The organism is Maribacter algae, assembly GCF_047345745.1.
Taxonomy (GTDB): domain Bacteria; phylum Bacteroidota; class Bacteroidia; order Flavobacteriales; family Flavobacteriaceae; genus Maribacter.
In genome coordinates this window covers 1,314,596-1,331,653 of record NZ_JBLFES010000001.1, presented here as the reverse complement: position 1 = coordinate 1,331,653, position 17,058 = coordinate 1,314,596, and the positions used below count along the sequence as shown (strand labels likewise).

Below are 17,058 nucleotides of genomic sequence, written 5' to 3'. Positions count from 1 at the left end.
AAGAAACTTTTAAGCCATTTCTAAAATTGCTTTGTTTATTCTCTTAACCAAAGCGGGGCCTTCATACACAAAACCGGTCCATAGTTGAATTAGATCGGCCCCTGCCGCTAATTTCTCCAGTGCATCCTCAGCTGAATGAATCCCCCCTACTCCAATAATGGGAAATGCTTTATTGCTTTTTTCGGCCAAGAATCGGATGACCTCCGTACTTCTATTGGTCAAGGGTTTTCCACTAAGTCCGCCAGTCTGCTCGGTCAAGTACATATCGGATTTTAAGCCTTCCCGAGAAATAGTGGTATTGGTCGCTATGATCCCGTCTATCTTGGTCGTATTTACAATTTCTATGATATCCAGTAATTGTTCATCGGTCAGGTCCGGAGCAATTTTGAGCAAGATAGGTTTGCGTTTTACCTGTTTTTTTGTTGCATATTTATCATTTTCAAGTTGAAGTTCCTTCAAAAGGGCCGTTAGCGGTTCCTTATCCTGAAGTTCCCGTAAACCCGGAGTGTTTGGTGAACTTACATTGACCACAAAATAGTCCACATGGTCGAATAGGGCATCAAAACAAATTAAATAGTCTTTTACCGCTTCACTATTTGGGGTCACTTTGTTCTTCCCAATATTGCCTCCTATGAGTACACGATGTTTCTTTTTTAGCTGTTCTACAGCTTCAAAAACTCCACCGTTGTTAAAGCCCATTCTATTGATGATGGCACTATCTGACTTGAGCCGGAAAAGTCTTTGTTTTGGGTTACCGTCTTGCGGTTTAGGGGTCAGTGTACCAATTTCCACAAACCCGAATCCTAAATCGGACAATTCATTGTACAGTACTGCATTTTTATCAAAACCAGCGGCCAGACCTACCGGATTCTTAAATTTTAAACCGAATATTTCTCGCTCCAGCCTTTTGTCCTCCACTAAAAATAGCGTCCGAAACAAACCTGAAAGCCCCATCTTTGAAAAAAGTTTGATCGCGGAAAATGAAAAGTAGTGTATTTTCTCGGGATCAAATAGGAACAATATGGGACGAATCAACAATCGGTACATAAAAATGGAGTGGTTTTGACCACAAAAATACAAACTGAACTGCATTAAGGCAGTTCCATTTTTAGAAATAACTAGGGAGGAACTATTTATTTTTAGTAATTGTACTATCGTTATAAACGGCAGGGACAACCACAAAAGGAGAGCGCGATGCTTCTTTACAAAGATTCCGGTACAATTCGTACTGTTTTTCGTTGAACAGAGACAATACTTTCTTATCGATAAATGCTTGGATACTTGCCATACTGTCTATCGTTTTTGTGTACTTGTCGGCCAATTGTTGTAATTCGGCACCCGTACTTTGGGGATGCCTTTGTATGATATTCTCTAACTGATCGTTCAGTATTTCATTTCTATACTTCAATTCCGCTCCAAAATTGGCCAATTTTTCCTGTTGCATTTCATTAAGTTGAAATACATCTATAATGGTGGCATCATCCGCAGTACCTACCCCTAAAACGCAATCGGCTTGCGCATGATTCAAAAAGCCATTGAACAAGCATATTAAAATTAAAACATTTTTAAAATAATCCATCATCCACCCGTTTTTCAAGTAGCCTAAAAATACAATTTATAGTCCTATTTTTGGATAAAATCACGCTTGATGAAAAATATTGTAGACCGATTTATCAGTTATGTAAAAATTGATACGCAAAGTGATGCTTCCTCAAAAACCACCCCCAGTACCCAAAAACAATGGGATTTGGCCAACAAGCTTGTAGAAGAATTAAAGGACATGGGCATGTCTAATGTCACTATTGATGAATATGCTTACATCATGGCCACCTTGCCCAGTAATGTTCTCCATGAAGTGCCCACCATCGGTTTTATTTCTCACTTTGATACCACACCGGATTTTTCGGGTACCAACGTAAATCCTCAAATCATTGAGAATTACAACGGTGAAGATATCGTTCTGAACAAGGACAAAAATATTGTTCTGTCTCCTTCTTATTTTGAGGATTTACTTCAGTACAAGGGGCAAACACTGATTACGACCGATGGTACAACACTCTTGGGGGCGGACGATAAGGCGGGTATTGCAGAAATTATGACCGCTATGGAATACCTGATCGCGCATCCGGAAATCAAACACGGAACGATAAGAATCGGTTTTACGCCGGACGAAGAAATAGGACGTGGTGCCCATAAATTTGATGTTGAAAAATTCAACGCGGATTGGGCCTACACGATGGACGGAAGTCAGATCGGCGAATTGGAATATGAAAATTTTAATGCTGCGGGCGCAACCATTACGATTTCAGGAAAAAGTGTCCATCCAGGTTATGCCAAAGGCAAAATGGTCAATGCCATTTTAATCGCCAATGAAATTATTTCCAGACTTCCCAAAAATGCCGTTCCCGAAAAAACATCGGGCAGGGAAGGTTTTTTTCATGTGCACCATGTAACCGGTAGTATTGAAAAAGCCGAAATAGGTTTAATTATTAGAGACCATGATAGCGCTGAATTCGAACAAAAAAAATCTATGCTGGCAGCAATAACGAAAGAGCTCAACCTTTCCTATAATAATTGCATCGATTTAAAAATAAGAGACCAATATTACAATATGCGAGCGCAAATTGAACCCGTTATGCACATTGTAGACATTGCAAAATCCGCAATGGAATCCTTGAACATTACACCGATAATAAAACCCATACGAGGTGGCACAGACGGTTCCCAACTAAGTTTTATAGGTTTACCATGTCCTAATATTTTTGCCGGTGGCCATAATTTTCACGGCAAGTATGAGTATGTTCCCGTAGAAAGTATGCAAAAAGCGGTTGAAGTTATCGTAAAAATTTGCGAACTTACTGCTGCGCGACATTCGGAAGTGCTGTAATAGACTAGAGTAAAGCGGGAAGAGGACCAATATCCCGACCTAAATTCTTAATGATGGAAAAATCGGAAAAAGTTGAAGCTTATTATGCTGAAGAACATCCCTACAGCAAAGCTATTGGGAAATTACGTGACCTTGCGTTAAAAACCGGTTTGGAGGAAACCTTTAAATGGATGTTTCCTACATATACGCACAATAATAAAAATGTATTGGCCATTTGCAAATTCAAGCAACATTTTGGCATTTGGTTTTTTAACGGCGTGTTTTTGAGCGACCCAAAAAATGTATTGCAAAATGCACAAGAAGGGAAGACCCAGGCTATGCTCCACTGGAAATTCACTACGATAGATGAGATTGATGATATGCCTGTTTTGGCTTATATGAACGAGGCCCTAGAAAATGAAAAAAAAGGCTTACGATTACTCCCCAAAAAGAAAAAAAAGACAGACAAAATCCAAGTGCCTTTATTACTTCAAGAAAGTTTTCAGAAAGATTCCAAATTAGAAAAAGCCTTTGCTCAACTATCCCTTTCTAAACAAAACGAATATGTGGAGTATATAACAACCGCAAAACAGGAAAAAACAAAACTTTCGCGTTTAGGGAAAATACTTCCCATGATTTTGAAAGGAAAAGGATTGAACGATAAGTATAGAAAATAAAAGTGCCGGATCCATGGATCCGGCACTTTTATTTCAATCAAATTTCTATTTATTTTTTGGCAGGAGCCGGCGTTGCTAGTTTTTTGCTCATCTCCATAGAAATGGCGGAACGGTCAAACTTTAATTTTCCGGCCATGGTTTCAATGACGCAGGAATTGTCCTTGTCGTTAATATCCATCACTTTGCCATGAAGGCCACTTTTGGTGATAATGCGATCACCCCGTTTTAGTTCTGCAGAGAATTTCTTCTCATCTTTCTGCCTTTTCATTTGTGGGCGAATCATAAAAAAATACGCCACCACAAAAATCAAAATCATTGGCAAAAACTGCCCTATATCTCCCATTCTCTAGTGTTCTTTACAACTAATTATTATTTAACCGGACCTAACGGAGCGGCTCCTTTAGGATTTACAAATGCCTTTATTCTTAACATTTCAGAACCTTTGGCCGTATTTGCGGTTACCGTAATGGTTTTTGTCACTTGGTTTTGTCCGGATCCGTTAAACTTTACTTTAAGCTCACTGGATTCTCCTGGAGCAATTGGATCTTTTGGAGGATTGGGAACTGTACAACCACAGCTACTTTTAGCATCTGTAATGATCAAAGGTGCATTGCCCGTATTCGTAAACTTGAATGCAGTCTCTTGCGGAGTGCCCTGCTCGATAGTACCAAAATCATGCTCCGATTTTTCAAAACTCATTACTGGAACTGCTTTGGAAGCTTCGTCTCTTTGGGCCGCTTCTTCAACCTTGGCCGTGTCTATTTTTTTTGATGCGTTTTCTTTACATGATGTAAATGCAAAAACGGAAACCAAACTTAATGCGAAAACTACTTTTTTCATTATTGTATTTTTTTTATTTCAATATTTCAACGTTCAAAATTAGAAAATATTTTCATAACAGCCCCCTACCTACTTTGTTAAGCTTACCGTCCGCTTTGTATTCTTTGGTCAACTTGTCCAAAATACCGTTAATAAAAATGCTGCTTTTAGGGGTAGAATATTCCTTGGCTATCTCCAAATATTCATTAATGGTGACACGTTCCGGAATGGAAGAAAAGTTCAAAAGCTCACAAATTGCCATTTTTAAAAGGATTGCATCAATATCCGCTATCCTGTCTTTGTCCCAATTAGGTGTTTTACCTTCTATTTCTTTTTCCAGTTTTTCATTCTGCAAAAGCGTTTTGCTCAATAGATCATTGGCAAAATTCATATCTTCATTATCCTTCAATAGCTTTGGTAAAAAATACCCTTCGGACTGATTTTCTTTGGCTTTTTTGAAATGCTTCAGTAAAAATGTATTTACAATGGGCAGATCATCCACCCAAGTTAATTTATCGTCCTCAAAATAATCATAGATTTTATCGTTAGGAGCCATTATCGTTTTAAAAATACCCATAATCAATTCCTTATCCGATTGATATGAAGTATTCCCCTGAACCATGTGTTTATGGTACAGTTCACTCTCAATAATTTCTTTGTAAATTAATTTTACGTACTCCTCGTTCAGGTACCAATTGTTCAACTTTTTATCAGAGAGGGCCTCTTTTAATTTCTTATTTTCCCGTAGTTGCAAAAGGAATTTGTTTTCTACAAATTTTTGAGGATCAGTTATTTTTCCTAGGTCTTCACTGAGGTACTTTTTTGAGGAAAGTTTTAATTGTTCTTCCGCTCTTTGGTGTACTTCTGTCAAAAGGCTCAACCACAAAAGATAAAGCGTATAAGTGTTTTCTATACTTACCTTCAAAAACTTCTTTTGCTTTTCCAAAGAATCATCTTTGGATTGGATAAGAGCGTAAATACATTGCATTACCTTCACCCTAATGTGTCTTCTTGTAAGCATCTAAAAGAACGTTTTAAAATTGATTGATTTACGAGGGCAAAAGTAAGCATCTAAAAAGCCTTCAACAAAGACAATCCTGATTTATCTTAGGTATTTTATAACATTTGTTTCTTGGGCAATGGACTATCTTTGAATTTTCAGAATAAAAACCAATCTCGCCAACCTTAAATGAAGGAACTTAAGCATCTTAATAAATACTTTAAAAAATATTCAGGAAAGCTTTTGATCGGGATCATCATAACTATCATCGCCAGGCTTTTTCAATTGGTGATGCCTTCCTATGTAAATAAAACCATAACCGTTGTCGAGCAATTCATTAAATCGGAAATTGCCAAGGGAGACGCAAAATCGCTCTTAACGGAATATATATTGATTATTGTCGGTGCAGCATTATTGTCCGGCTTTTTCACCTTTTTGATGCGGCAGACCATTATCAATGTATCTAGATATATTGAGTATGACCTAAAAAATGAAGTGTTTGACCATTATCAAGTGCTCAATCTTAATTTTTATAAAAAGAACAGAACGGGCGATCTTATGAACCGTATTAGCGAGGATGTCAACCAAGTACGTTTATATGCGGGCCCTGCAATCATGTACGGTATACAGACATTGACCCTTTTTGCATGTCTGATTCCTTTAATGTTCATCAAGGCCCCAACTTTGGCAGCATATACCTTATTGCCCTTGCCCATTTTATCGGTATTAATATATAAAATCAGTAAAATCATTCACAAGAGAAGTACGGCCGTTCAGGAATATCTTTCTTCACTTTCTACTTTCACGCAAGAGGTTTTTTCGGGGGTATCTGTAATAAAGGCGTATGCTTTGGAACCTCAAACCAATGCAGAACTACAAGTTTTGGCAAACGAAGGAAAGGATAAAAGTATGAGCTTGGCCAAAGTAAACGCTTGGTTTTTTCCATTGATGATCTTATTGATCGGTGTAAGCAATATTTTGGTCATCTATATTGGGGGCATACAGTACATCAACGGAAAAATTGGTGTAGGCCTTATTGCAGAGTTCATTCTATATGTAAATATGCTTACGTGGCCTGTGGCCATCGTGGGTTGGTTAACTTCCATTATCCAAAGGGCGGAAGCCAGCCAAAAAAGAATCAATCAATTCTTGGAACAGGAGCCCGAATTAAAGGAAACACTGGCAGAGCCTCACAGTATTAGAGGTAAAATTGAATTTAAAAATGTAAGTTTTACATATGACGATACGGAAATTACCGCACTTAAAAATTTATCCTTTACCATAAACGAAGGGGAGACCGCGGCCATATTGGGCAAAACAGGTTCAGGAAAATCCACTATTCTAGATTTGGTGGCAAGACTGTACGATGTTTCCGATGGTGAGATTTTAATCGATGACAAACCGATAAAAAAAATAGGGCTGACCACACTCAGGGAAGCTATTGGAGCGGTACCGCAAGACGCTTTCCTATTCTCGGACTCCATAAAAAACAACATAAAATTTGGAAGACACAATGCTACCGATGCCGAAATAGTCAAAGTAGCAAAAGATGCCGTAGTGCATGAAAATATTGAAGGCTTCTCCAAAAAATACGATACCATCTTGGGAGAGCGTGGAATTACGCTGAGCGGTGGCCAAAAACAGCGTGTCTCCATAGCAAGAGCTTTGATGAAGGATCCTAAGATTTATCTTTTTGATGATTGCTTGTCCGCCGTTGATACGGAAACCGAGGAAGAAATACTCTCCAATTTAAAAAAAGCATCTAACAATCGTACAACGCTGATCGTTAGTCACAGGGTTTCTTCCGCAAAAAATGCGGATAAAATATTGGTACTTGATGATGGTAAGCTATTACAGGAAGGCACCCACGAGGAACTAAACGCTATTGAGGGATATTACAAAGAGCTTTATGAGAATCAACTTGCGGAGAAAGAAAACTAGAAAATTGTTGTCGAATAACGTTTTTTTTTTCATTTTTGATAGAATATTCAGACAATAGCACATGAGCGGTAGAGATTTAATAGATCAAGAAGAAATTCACTCCAAAGTTTTAAGGGCAGGAAGAAGAACGTACTTTTTTGATGTACGCAGTACAAAGGCCGGAGATTACTATCTCACAATCACGGAGAGTAAAAAATTCACACACGAAGATGGTTCCTTTCACTACAAAAAACACAAAATTTACCTCTACAAGGAGGACTTTGATGCTTTTAAGGAAAATGTTGAAGAGATGATGAATTTTATCATTACCGAAAAAGGTTCCGAGGTAATTTCTGAAAGGCATCAAAAAGATTTTAAGAAAGAAGAAGAAACCATTGGTTCAGAAGCGGAGGAGCCGACTACGGAAAGCTTCACCGATGTTGATTTTGATGATATCTAAAAAACCCATAACAAAATAATGAAAAACGACCCTTTTCTTAGGGTCGTTTTCTATTTTTATAAATAGCTAATTCAAACTCCAATGAGAAAACTATTACCCCTTTTAACATTCGTAATCTTTTTTACAACTTTTGCCCAAGAATCCTTGGATTTAAATTATTATCTGCCTCAGGGAATTTCCTACGACCAATCTATACCTACCCCAAAAGAAATTATTGGGCATGAAGTTGGGGAATGGCATGTGACACATGATAAATTAATGTTCTACATGCAGACTCTGGCAAAGGAAAGCGACCGTATAACCATCGAAAATAGGGGAGAAACTTTTGAGGGGAGACCTATTTTATTGCTCACCATTACAACGCCTACCAATCACCAAAACATAGAAAAAATCAGGACCGAACATATTTCGCTTTCGGAAAGTGGGAATAGCACCAATATTTCTGAAATGCCCATTATTGTCTACCAAGGTTTTTCCATTCATGGCAATGAACCTAGCGGTGCCAATGCGTCCTTGGCCTATGCCTATTACCTAGCTGCGGCACAGGGTCCTGAAATAGAGGCCATGTTAGCCAAAACAATTATTCTTTTGGATCCTTCCTATAATCCGGATGGTTTACAACGTTTTGCCTATTGGGCAAATACGAACAGAAGTATGAACCTGAATGCGGATAATAACGAACGGGAATATCATGAAGTGTGGCCGGGAGGACGTACCAACCACTATTGGTTCGATATGAACAGGGATTGGCTGCCCGTACAACTGCCCGAAAGTAGGGCAAGAATCGAAACCTTTCATAAATGGCTGCCCAACATCCTGACAGACCATCATGAAATGGGAACCAATTCTACCTTCTTTTTTCAGCCCGGGGAACCCATGCGCGTAAATCCATTAACCCCTAAAATGAACCAACAGTTAACGGCGGAAATAGGGACCTATCACGCCAAGGCCTTGGATAAAATTGGGTCGCTTTATTATTCCGAGGAAGGCTATGATGATTATTATTACGGTAAGGGCTCCACCTTCCCCGATGTGAACGGAAGTATCGGAATCTTGTTCGAACAAGGAAGCTCTAGGGGCCACATCCAAGAAAGTGAAAATGGAACGCTCACATTCCCCTTTACCATTCGCAACCAATTTACCACAGCCCTATCTACCGTGGAGGCCGCTAAGAACATGCGCGAAAAAATATTGAACTATCAGAAAGATTTTTATACAGATGTTCAGCAAGAAGCCGCTAGGGACAAAACCAAAGGGATTGTTTTTGGGGATAGTAAAGATGGTGCAAAAGCATGGCATTTGGCAGAAATTTTAAAGCGACATAAGATTAAGGTGCATGAATTGGCCGATGACATCAAACTAAATGGAAAATCATTCGTAAAAGGAAAAAGTTACGTAGTGCCCATGGCGCAAAAAAACCCGCGATTGGTAAAAGCCATGTTCGAAAAGCGTACCACGTTCGCGGACAGTCTTTTTTACGATATTTCCGCTTGGACGTTTCCGCTCGCTTTTAATGTAGATTACACTAATGTTTCTTCGCTTACCAGCGCCGGACCGGCCATTGAAAAACTGAAACCCTTAAAAGGAACTGTTAGCGGCAAAAGCAATTATGCCTACTTATTTGAATGGAATGAATATTACACGCCCAAAGCATTGAATACAATTACGGAAGAAGGATTAAGAGCCAAAGTAGCAAAGTCCCCTTTTACACTTGAAGGCAAAACCTATGATTACGGGACCATTATGGTACCTGTTCAAAATCAGGAATTAAACGCTTCGGATTTATATGATTTTATGGTAAAAGTAGCCGACGATAGCGGTTTAACTATTACTTCCGTAGGAACGGGACTTACAAAGGGAATCGATTTGGGAAGTAATGATTTTGACCCGATCAAAAAACAAAAGGTAGCTATTCTTGTAGGGAACGGCATTCGCTCTTATGATGCCGGTGAAATCTGGCATTTGTTCGACACTCGCTATGATATGAATATTACCAAAATAGATGTAAGCTATTTAAGTTCAGTGGATTTAAGCAGTTATACCGATATTATTATACCAAGTGCCAATAATAGTGCTCTTTCCAAGCCCAATACCGAAAAGCTCAAGGATTGGGTAAAAGATGGCGGAACCCTTATTGGTTACAGAGGTATGGCGCAATGGTTCAACAAAAATAAATTTATGGACCTGACCTTTAAATCGGATACTTTGACCGCAAAGAATGTTTCTTTTGAACAAAAAAGAGATTTTAGCGGTGCCCAAGTGACCGGAGGTGCTATATTCCAGACGAAAATAGACCGCTCACATCCTATTAATTTTGGATATAAAAATAATACTTTGGCAATGTTCAGAAATACAAATGTTTACATAACGCCCGATACCGATAGTTACAATAACCCCATCCAGTACACTAAAGATCCGCTATTAAGCGGCTATATTTCGGAAGAGAATTTGGAACTGCTAAAGAATTCAGTTCCTTTTCAAGTACAACGCTTGGGTAAAGGTCGCGTAATGGCTTTTACGGACAATACCAATTTTAGGGCTTTTTGGTACGGTACCAATAAATTGCTGATGAATGCTATTTTCTTTGGAGAGATGATGTAAAAAATTTATTTTCCTTGATTATGCTTTTTTAACATAACCAAAGTTGAAGGTGAAAATTCCTAGAAGTATCAACATTGCACCCTCAAAACCGATGACAAAAGAAAGAACGGAACATAAAAGTCCATAATATAGAGGGTACAGCAATAAACAGGTCATGAAGCGGAAGGTACTCGTGAATTCTTTTTCGGGTACTTTTTTGGCTATTATATACCTCCATAGCAACAACATTGGAAAATTCAATACCCAAAATATGGGACTTAAGAAAGAGATTTTTTTAATATTTGTCTTGGGAACAACTGCTTTTTTCAAGTTGATAGTTTCCAATAATTTATTCGTCTCTTTTGGATTTAAATAATCAGGTTGTAGCCCATTTAAAGCTCCAACAATGGTTTCATAATTTTCCGTTTCAATGTGTGTGGTCAATTTCTTTAAACCGCTGCTTGCTTCTTCTATGAGAGCTTCGGTCTCTAAAGCACGTACAGGAATGGGTTTACCGTAATAAACGGCTGCACTGTCAGGAAAGATTTCTGCCATTCTATAATTTAATCCTACCGGAATCACTTGTAAATCCAGCTTCGGATTTTCATTCAAAGCATTTTTTATAATTCTCGTAAACCCTTTGCTCAATGGGCGCACACGCCGCTCTAAATTATGATTGGCCTCCGGGAACACTACTATAGCCTCATGCCTGCCAAGAATATGTGCGCATTGTTCAAAAACAGCTTCATTCTTTGCCAGTGAATTTCTACCATCTCGAATACGATAGATGGGTATCATTCGTAAAAATTCAAAAAAAGAATTCAAAAGTGGCTTTCCAAAAATATCCGATCGGGTAAGGAAATAAGGTTTTCGATTACAATTCACTACGATTAAAAGAACATCCAATAGGGCATTTTGATGATTGGGTAAAAAAATAATGGGTTTATCCTTTGGAATATTTACCATACCGTGTACCTCTATACGTTTATAGTAGAGGTATAAGGCAGATTTTACGATGAGCCTAAGCAGTTGGTACAATGCGTTTTTCAAGCTACTTTTTCGTTTTTCACAGGTTTAAAACCCCATACACTTGCCAATAGCAGTCCTGACACGATATGCCATATTCCCCAAAAAGCGGCCAGTAATGCCATTCCGCCCAAACCATCAAAAAAAGTGAATATAAGTAAAAGTCCCAGTCCAGAATTTTGGATTCCCGTTTCAATAGTAATAGACTTGGTATTCTCCGAACTTAATCCAAAAAGCTTGGCAAGCGAAAATCCCGTGGTAAAGGCCAACAGATTATGAATCAAAACGATCCAAAAAACATAAAAGATATATTCCATAAAAATAATGCGGTTATTGAACAGCGCTAAAAACACAAGAAGTATGAAAAATAATAATGATACCACTTTAAAAATTTTGGCCATACGCAACGCTAAAATTGGTTTTATATGGTTTACCCACATTCCTAAGACCAAGGGTACTCCCAAAAGCAGCGCGACCAGTTGTATCATATCCAAAGGGGATATGGCCACTTCCTGTAATAAGGTAGCAGTTGGTCCGTAAAGTGATCCCCAAAATTGAAAGTTTAAAGGAGTTAGGATTACGGCCAGCAGCGTAGCTATGGCCGTTAAACAAACAGAAAGTGCTGCGTTACCTTTGGCCAAATGAGAAATAAAATTAGAAATATTACCTCCCGGACAAGCTGCTACCATAAACATCCCCAACGCTATACTTGGAATAGGTTTTATGAATAAAACCAATAAAAAGGTAATTATGGGAAGTACTAGAAATTGACTTAGAACACCTACCAAAATAGCTTTTGGCCGCCGCCATAGGAATTTGAAATCCGCTACAGAAATTTCCAAAGCAATACCGAACATTACAAATGCCAGCACAATGTTCATAGTCCATAACGCACCGCTATCAAAGTTTATATGGATTGTATCTAGGGTATTTTCGGTCAAGGAATGTATCGGTTTGGTCAATTAGCTATTGAAAAATACAGTGGCAATGAGTTCTTCCATTTTGTTCTAAGATAAAGCTTTCCGTTTTAAATAAAGCGGCTGTCCTGTTATTTTGACCATGTTAAGTGTTCGTGTGGTTTCGATTTAAAACCGACAAAAATTAAACGCTATCGGGCGACCCAAAAGCAGAATTAAACTTAACTTTATACTTAAATTTCATTTTTATGGCACGCACCCCTAGCAATATGTTGCCCTTAGGCACCAGAGCACCGGAATTCAGCCTAATGGATACCGTTACTCAAAAAACCCTAAATCTCCACACCCTAAAAGGAGAAAAAGGAACGGTCATCATGTTTATCTGTAATCATTGTCCTTTCGTGATCCATGTGAATCCTATGATTGCGGAATTGGGAAGGCAGTATCAAGAAAAAGGCATCGGTTTTATTGCCATTTCGAGCAACGATGTAGAAAATTATCCGCAGGATGCGCCACATTTAATGACCAAAGTAGCCAAAGAAGTCGGGTACACCTTTCCCTACCTTTATGACGAGACACAAGAAACGGCCAAGGCTTATGACGCTGCCTGCACTCCGGATTTTTATCTTTTCGATGCCGATTTAAAACTGGTCTATCGAGGACAATTGGACGATTCCAGACCTGAAAACGGTATACCACTAACTGGTGAAGATTTAAAAACGGCCATGGATTCACTTTTAGCGGGAAAACAAATTACGGAACATCAAAAACCAAGTATTGGTTGTAATATTAAATGGATCAATACTTAAACTTCATAAATTCTTGATGAAAATCGATGCCGGCATATAATGCTTAAGATAGAAATAAAACCCTTGGTTCCTGAAGACTATGAAACTTACATCAAAGTAGGTCAAAAAGCATATAATGAGCACTATCGCCATTTATGGCCTAATGGAGATACCCGAACATATATTGAGACCAGTTTTACTACTGAAGTACTTCTGAAAGAGGAGAAAGATAAAAATACATCACTCTATATAATATATACGGATGGAGAAGCTGTTGGAATCCTGAAAATAATCCACGATTCCCCATTAAAAAATTTCAATAGTTCCGAAGCATTATTGCTTGATAAAATCTATATTTTAAGAGCATATTCCGGTAAAGGCATCGGCAGAAAAATATTGGACTTCGTTACCGATAAAGCTCTTCGTCTGAATAAAAAAATAGTATGGTTGGATACCATGCAGAAAGGACTTGCGCTTCATTTCTATCTAAAAAACGGATTTAAAATGTATTGTGATAGCCTTTTACCCTTTGAAAACGCTATCGAAAAAGAAAAGCCGATGTACATCCTGACCAAACAACTTGAATAAAGCAATAACCGGCCTATATTGAACTACCAACCGCTTCTATCCACTAAATTCTTTATGTGTGCATAATGATGGCTTCCATGCCATGCATATCTACCAATATTTTCTGCGAGCGTAGTTTCGGTATTTCCTTCTGGATGGGTAAACTTGCGTTGCAACGCTTTCTCGGATAATCCTCTTAAAAAATATACCAATTTGGCATGTACGGCTTTTAAATGGTCCAAGGACATTTGTATCGGTGCCGTTCTAGCATCGAACAGATTGGACCATTCCTTTTCAAAATAAGGTTTTATAACCGGGTTGTCCTCGGTCATGGCCCACTTAAAACGAGTGTAACTATGATGATGACTGTCCGAAACATGGTGTACCATTTGTCTTACCGTCCACCCCTCAGGTCTATAGGGTGTTTCCAACTGTTCCTTCGTCAATGGTTTCACCAAATTTTCCAACTTTCCAGGCAAATCTTCCAAAATTGTGATCCATTCTTCAATCTGCTCTGTAGTGATGGTTTCGGGCACTTCGAACTTTCCAATGGGATAACGTAATTCTTCCATGCTTTAAAAATAAAAAACTTTATGACTAAGAATTGATAAAAGTCATGGTATTCCTGAAAAATTTAATAGAGTTTTAACCTCTTTAAAAACATTTTACTCAATAATCTACTAATTTTGTAGGATAACTAAAAAATTAAAAATGTCAACAATACGATTAGGTGACAAAGCACCGGATTTTACGGCGGATAGTTCTATGGGAACCATCAATTTATACGATTATTTAGGGGATTCCTGGGGGATTCTATTTTCTCATCCGGCAGATTTTACTCCGGTGTGTACCACAGAGCTGGGAACGGCAGCAAAATTTAAGGATGAATTTGATAAACGAAACGTAAAGATGTTGGCCTTAAGTGTTGATGGTGCGGAGTCCCATGCAGAATGGATAAAGGACATCAACGAAGTCCAAAATACTACCGTTAACTTTCCGATCATTGCGGACGAGGACAAAAAGGTATCGGATCTGTATGATATGATTCACCCGAAGGCGGACAATAATCTTACCGTTCGTTCCGTATTCATTATTGCTCCGGACAAAACGGTGAAGTTGATGCTTACCTATCCTGCTTCTACCGGACGAAACTTTTATGAATTATTACGCGTGGTAGATTCTTTACAGTTAACGGCCTATCATAAAGTAGCTACGCCTGCAAACTGGGAAAGTGGTAACGATGTGGTGGTGAGTCCGGCAATAGCAACGGAAGATGCCAAGGAAATGTTCGATAAAGGAGTAACCGAGGTAAAACCCTATCTGAGAATGACGCCCGACCCAACAAAATAAGAATTTCAAGAAATTTTTATTTTGCCCCACCCGAAATTGCAAAAGCAATTCCGACCTCCCCAAAGGGAAAATGAATCCAGAAATCCTGTCTGGCGGCAGGCAGGCCCGAGGCGGAGCCGTTGAGGAATTATTTCGATTAAAAAATTTCTAATTATCGTTAACGTTAATATAACATTGTAAAAAACAACGGATTAAATATTTAAAGACTATCTTCGCGCTTTAATTAATTATTTAATATTTTTATTATGAGTAAAGGAACAGTTAAATTCTTCAATGATTCCAAAGGATACGGATTCATCACTGAAGATGGTTCAAACACAGATCATTTTGTACACATTTCTGGCTTAATCGATGAAGTTCGTGAAGGCGATGTTGTGGAATTTGAACTACAACAAGGTAAAAAAGGATTGAACGCCGTTAATGTGAAAGTTATTGACTAGGTAACAAATTATCTTTTTTATAAAACAAAAGCCCGAACAATAGTTCGGGTTTTTTTATGTTTATAAATAAAAGGGTAGGAAATATTTTACATAAAATATCATTTTTGTTTAAGTTTTACGCAACCTTTTATTCATTTTACATCTTAATATTAAACAACCGTAGTTTCCCCAAAACTAAAACCGTATTTATGAACACTTTTTTTGGAATCCTTCTCATTTTAATTTTGATAAACATAGCTATGCTTTTGACAAGTATTATAATCGAGAAAAAATAATATCTTTTGAAAAGGAAAATAAAGTAGGGTTTTTGGATACTTAGCGGTTATACTATAAACAATCCCATATCCCATGAAAACTTTTTTAGCAATAGTACTCATTCTTATTTTGGTGAACGTAGCACTCTTCATTGCAAGTCTGCTCAAAACCAAATAAAAAGCGCCCCGAAAATATCGGGGCACTTTTTTATAACTGAGAATTGAAACCTATTTCACATCTACGAGCTCTACATCAAAAACCAAGGTCGCATTTGGCGGGATGATACCCCCACCAGCTCCTGCTGCACCATAACCCAAATCCGAAGGAATAATAAGCTTGGCCTTGTCACCAACATTTAACAATGCAATACCTTCATCCCAACCTGCAATGACATTCCCCATACCCAATGGAAAATCAATAGGTTGATTTCTGCTAAACGAAGAATCGAATACTTTTCCGTCCAATAATGATCCTTCATAGTGTACGGAAACCGTTTTCCCTTTTTCTGCCTTTTTACCATTACCCTGCTTCGTAATTTTATAACGCAGGCCGGAAGCTGTTTTTTCAAAACCATCCGAGATTTTATCCAAAGCTTTTTCCTGTGCCGCCTTTTCGGCCGCTATGCGCTCCGCTTTTGAAGAAACAAATGTATCAAAGGCAGCCACCGCGTCCCATTTTTGAGCTTCATCACCTACTCTCACGATTTCCAAAGATTGGATAACATCTCCCTGAGCAACGGCATCCACTACTTCCTGACCTGCTGCTACATGACCGAAAACAGTATGCTTATTATCCAACCAAGGTGTTGGGACATGTGTGATAAAGAACTGGCTCCCGTTGGTTCCGGGTCCCGCATTCGCCATGGACAATACGCCAGGTGCATCATGCGTAAGTTCCGGGTGAAATTCATCATCGAATTTATAACCCGCATCTCCCGTTCCCGTTCCTTGAGGGCAGCCCCCTTGAATCATAAAATCAGGAATGACCCTATGGAATTTTAGACCATTATAGTACGGTTCTCCGGTCGATTTAGCTGAATTTTCTTTTTTACCCTCAGCCAAGGCTACAAAATTACCTACCGTCCCAGGTGTTTTATCATGTGTTAGTTTTACCAGTATTTCGCCTTTTGTGGTATTGAATTTGGCGTAGATTCCTTCTTGCATTTTCTGCTATTTTTTATGAGCGGCAAAGGTAACGAAAAGTTAGGAGTTGATGAATGTAACCAACGATCTGGACCGAGAAGTCAACCCAAGAATATATGATAGCATAACCCTAAAACTAAAGGGAAGATGAATCACCATGTATTTGAAACCTATAATCTTAAAATAAAATTCTTTATTATAATAGATTGTCGTTCCGAATGAGGTACTTAGCGAAATTCCATGTTTAAAAG

General features: G+C 38.4%; 18 protein-coding genes. 9 read left to right on the top strand and 9 right to left on the bottom strand.

Annotated features, from left to right (window positions below):
* Positions 1 to 9 precede the first annotated feature (9 nt).
* Positions 10 to 1,047 (bottom strand): quinone-dependent dihydroorotate dehydrogenase, encoded by a 1,038-nt coding sequence (locus ACKWBX_RS05940; RefSeq protein ID WP_413967989.1) that lies wholly within the window; start codon positions 1,045 to 1,047, stop codon positions 10 to 12.
* 82 nt (positions 1,048 to 1,129) lie between these two features.
* Entirely contained in the window at positions 1,130 to 1,579 is a 450-nt protein-coding gene (locus ACKWBX_RS05935; protein ID WP_413967730.1) for a hypothetical protein, read from the bottom strand.
* A gap of 69 nt (positions 1,580 to 1,648) precedes the next feature.
* Here ACKWBX_RS05935 and pepT point away from each other — a divergent pair, with 69 nt between their 5' ends.
* Together pepT and ACKWBX_RS05925 are read left to right on the top strand one after the other, a co-directional pair.
* Entirely contained in the window at positions 1,649 to 2,887 is a 1,239-nt protein-coding gene (gene pepT / locus ACKWBX_RS05930; protein ID WP_413967729.1) for a peptidase T, read from the top strand.
* Between the two features lie 53 nt (positions 2,888 to 2,940).
* A complete protein-coding gene (locus ACKWBX_RS05925; RefSeq protein WP_413967728.1) occupies positions 2,941 to 3,543 on the top strand; it encodes a YdeI/OmpD-associated family protein in 603 nt (200 codons plus the stop codon).
* Between the two features lie 49 nt (positions 3,544 to 3,592).
* Here ACKWBX_RS05925 and yajC read toward each other — a convergent pair whose 3' ends face one another.
* The 3 genes from yajC to nusB are packed head-to-tail and all read right to left on the bottom strand — an operon-like array spanning position 3,593 to position 5,383.
* Positions 3,593 to 3,886 carry a preprotein translocase subunit YajC gene (yajC, locus tag ACKWBX_RS05920; RefSeq protein WP_413967727.1) on the bottom strand — a complete coding sequence of 98 codons (294 nt, stop codon included), beginning with the start codon at positions 3,884 to 3,886 and terminating at the stop codon, positions 3,593 to 3,595.
* 26 nt (positions 3,887 to 3,912) lie between these two features.
* Positions 3,913 to 4,383, bottom strand: coding sequence for a DUF1573 domain-containing protein (locus ACKWBX_RS05915; protein ID WP_413967726.1), 471 nt, complete (start codon positions 4,381 to 4,383; stop codon positions 3,913 to 3,915).
* A gap of 52 nt (positions 4,384 to 4,435) precedes the next feature.
* Positions 4,436 to 5,383 (bottom strand): transcription antitermination factor NusB, encoded by a 948-nt coding sequence (nusB, locus tag ACKWBX_RS05910; RefSeq protein WP_413967725.1) that lies wholly within the window; start codon positions 5,381 to 5,383, stop codon positions 4,436 to 4,438.
* Between the two features lie 168 nt (positions 5,384 to 5,551).
* Here nusB and ACKWBX_RS05905 point away from each other — a divergent pair, with 168 nt between their 5' ends.
* The 3 genes from ACKWBX_RS05905 (at position 5,552) to ACKWBX_RS05895 (ending at position 10,343) form a co-directional block, all read left to right on the top strand.
* The gene (locus tag ACKWBX_RS05905) at positions 5,552 to 7,303 is read left to right on the top strand and encodes an ABC transporter ATP-binding protein (RefSeq protein WP_413967724.1); all 1,752 of its coding nucleotides are present in this window, start codon (positions 5,552 to 5,554) and stop codon (positions 7,301 to 7,303) included.
* A 61-nt stretch (positions 7,304 to 7,364) separates the two neighbouring features.
* Positions 7,365 to 7,742 (top strand): PUR family DNA/RNA-binding protein, encoded by a 378-nt coding sequence (locus ACKWBX_RS05900; protein WP_413967723.1) that lies wholly within the window; start codon positions 7,365 to 7,367, stop codon positions 7,740 to 7,742.
* A gap of 81 nt (positions 7,743 to 7,823) precedes the next feature.
* Positions 7,824 to 10,343, top strand: coding sequence for a M14 family zinc carboxypeptidase (locus ACKWBX_RS05895; protein WP_413967722.1), 2,520 nt, complete (start codon positions 7,824 to 7,826; stop codon positions 10,341 to 10,343).
* 18 nt (positions 10,344 to 10,361) lie between these two features.
* On the opposite strand, the gene ACKWBX_RS05890 is transcribed toward ACKWBX_RS05895, so the two are convergent.
* Together ACKWBX_RS05890 and ACKWBX_RS05885 are read right to left on the bottom strand one after the other, a co-directional pair.
* Positions 10,362 to 11,372: a lysophospholipid acyltransferase family protein gene (locus ACKWBX_RS05890; RefSeq protein WP_413967721.1), complete on the bottom strand. Its 1,011-nt coding sequence runs from the start codon at positions 11,370 to 11,372 to the stop codon at positions 10,362 to 10,364.
* Positions 11,369 to 12,289, bottom strand: a complete 921-nt coding sequence (locus ACKWBX_RS05885; RefSeq protein WP_413967720.1) for a bile acid:sodium symporter family protein — start codon at positions 12,287 to 12,289, stop codon at positions 11,369 to 11,371. The genes ACKWBX_RS05890 and ACKWBX_RS05885 overlap by 4 nt, the downstream gene beginning before the upstream one ends.
* A 224-nt stretch (positions 12,290 to 12,513) precedes the next feature.
* Here ACKWBX_RS05885 and ACKWBX_RS05880 point away from each other — a divergent pair, with 224 nt between their 5' ends.
* Entirely contained in the window at positions 12,514 to 13,074 is a 561-nt protein-coding gene (locus tag ACKWBX_RS05880) for a thioredoxin family protein (protein WP_413967719.1), read from the top strand.
* Positions 13,075 to 13,113: 39 nt separating this feature from the next.
* Positions 13,114 to 13,641: a GNAT family N-acetyltransferase gene (locus ACKWBX_RS05875; protein ID WP_413967718.1), complete on the top strand. Its 528-nt coding sequence runs from the start codon at positions 13,114 to 13,116 to the stop codon at positions 13,639 to 13,641.
* Between the two features lie 23 nt (positions 13,642 to 13,664).
* Here the strand turns inward: ACKWBX_RS05875 and ACKWBX_RS05870 are convergent, their stop codons facing one another.
* On the bottom strand, positions 13,665 to 14,192 hold the full coding sequence (locus ACKWBX_RS05870) for a YfiT family bacillithiol transferase (protein ID WP_413967717.1): 528 nt from the start codon (positions 14,190 to 14,192) through the stop codon (positions 13,665 to 13,667).
* Positions 14,193 to 14,331: 139 nt separating this feature from the next.
* Between ACKWBX_RS05870 and ACKWBX_RS05865 the strand changes: the two genes are divergently transcribed.
* On the top strand, positions 14,332 to 14,970 hold the full coding sequence (locus ACKWBX_RS05865) for a peroxiredoxin (protein WP_413967716.1): 639 nt from the start codon (positions 14,332 to 14,334) through the stop codon (positions 14,968 to 14,970).
* Between the two features lie 245 nt (positions 14,971 to 15,215).
* Positions 15,216 to 15,410: a cold-shock protein gene (locus ACKWBX_RS05860; RefSeq protein WP_138257532.1), complete on the top strand. Its 195-nt coding sequence runs from the start codon at positions 15,216 to 15,218 to the stop codon at positions 15,408 to 15,410.
* Between the two features lie 482 nt (positions 15,411 to 15,892).
* On the opposite strand, the gene ACKWBX_RS05855 is transcribed toward ACKWBX_RS05860, so the two are convergent.
* Complete coding sequence (locus ACKWBX_RS05855; protein ID WP_413967715.1) at positions 15,893 to 16,828, bottom strand: peptidylprolyl isomerase; 936 nt, start codon at positions 16,826 to 16,828, stop codon at positions 15,893 to 15,895.
* Positions 16,829 to 17,058 lie beyond the last annotated feature (230 nt).

What these genes read in the sequence shown, in the direction of transcription:
- ACKWBX_RS05870 (WP_413967717.1), bottom strand. Translation starts at nt 14,192, where the DNA reads ATGGAAGAATTACGTTATCCCATTGGAAAGTTCGAAGTGCCCGAAACC.
- ACKWBX_RS05880 (WP_413967719.1), top strand. Translation starts at nt 12,514, where the DNA reads ATGGCACGCACCCCTAGCAATATGTTGCCCTTAGGCACCAGAGCACCG.
- pepT (WP_413967729.1), top strand. Translation starts at nt 1,649, where the DNA reads ATGAAAAATATTGTAGACCGATTTATCAGTTATGTAAAAATTGATACG.
- ACKWBX_RS05925 (WP_413967728.1), top strand. Translation starts at nt 2,941, where the DNA reads ATGGAAAAATCGGAAAAAGTTGAAGCTTATTATGCTGAAGAACATCCC.
- ACKWBX_RS05935 (WP_413967730.1), bottom strand. Translation starts at nt 1,579, where the DNA reads ATGGATTATTTTAAAAATGTTTTAATTTTAATATGCTTGTTCAATGGC.
- ACKWBX_RS05905 (WP_413967724.1), top strand. Translation starts at nt 5,552, where the DNA reads ATGAAGGAACTTAAGCATCTTAATAAATACTTTAAAAAATATTCAGGA.
- ACKWBX_RS05895 (WP_413967722.1), top strand. Translation starts at nt 7,824, where the DNA reads ATGAGAAAACTATTACCCCTTTTAACATTCGTAATCTTTTTTACAACT.
- nusB (WP_413967725.1), bottom strand. Translation starts at nt 5,383, where the DNA reads ATGCTTACAAGAAGACACATTAGGGTGAAGGTAATGCAATGTATTTAC.
- ACKWBX_RS05865 (WP_413967716.1), top strand. Translation starts at nt 14,332, where the DNA reads ATGTCAACAATACGATTAGGTGACAAAGCACCGGATTTTACGGCGGAT.
- ACKWBX_RS05855 (WP_413967715.1), bottom strand. Translation starts at nt 16,828, where the DNA reads ATGCAAGAAGGAATCTACGCCAAATTCAATACCACAAAAGGCGAAATA.
- ACKWBX_RS05875 (WP_413967718.1), top strand. Translation starts at nt 13,114, where the DNA reads ATGCTTAAGATAGAAATAAAACCCTTGGTTCCTGAAGACTATGAAACT.
- ACKWBX_RS05915 (WP_413967726.1), bottom strand. Translation starts at nt 4,383, where the DNA reads ATGAAAAAAGTAGTTTTCGCATTAAGTTTGGTTTCCGTTTTTGCATTT.
- ACKWBX_RS05900 (WP_413967723.1), top strand. Translation starts at nt 7,365, where the DNA reads ATGAGCGGTAGAGATTTAATAGATCAAGAAGAAATTCACTCCAAAGTT.
- yajC (WP_413967727.1), bottom strand. Translation starts at nt 3,886, where the DNA reads ATGGGAGATATAGGGCAGTTTTTGCCAATGATTTTGATTTTTGTGGTG.
- ACKWBX_RS05940 (WP_413967989.1), bottom strand. Translation starts at nt 1,047, where the DNA reads ATGTACCGATTGTTGATTCGTCCCATATTGTTCCTATTTGATCCCGAG.
- ACKWBX_RS05860 (WP_138257532.1), top strand. Translation starts at nt 15,216, where the DNA reads ATGAGTAAAGGAACAGTTAAATTCTTCAATGATTCCAAAGGATACGGA.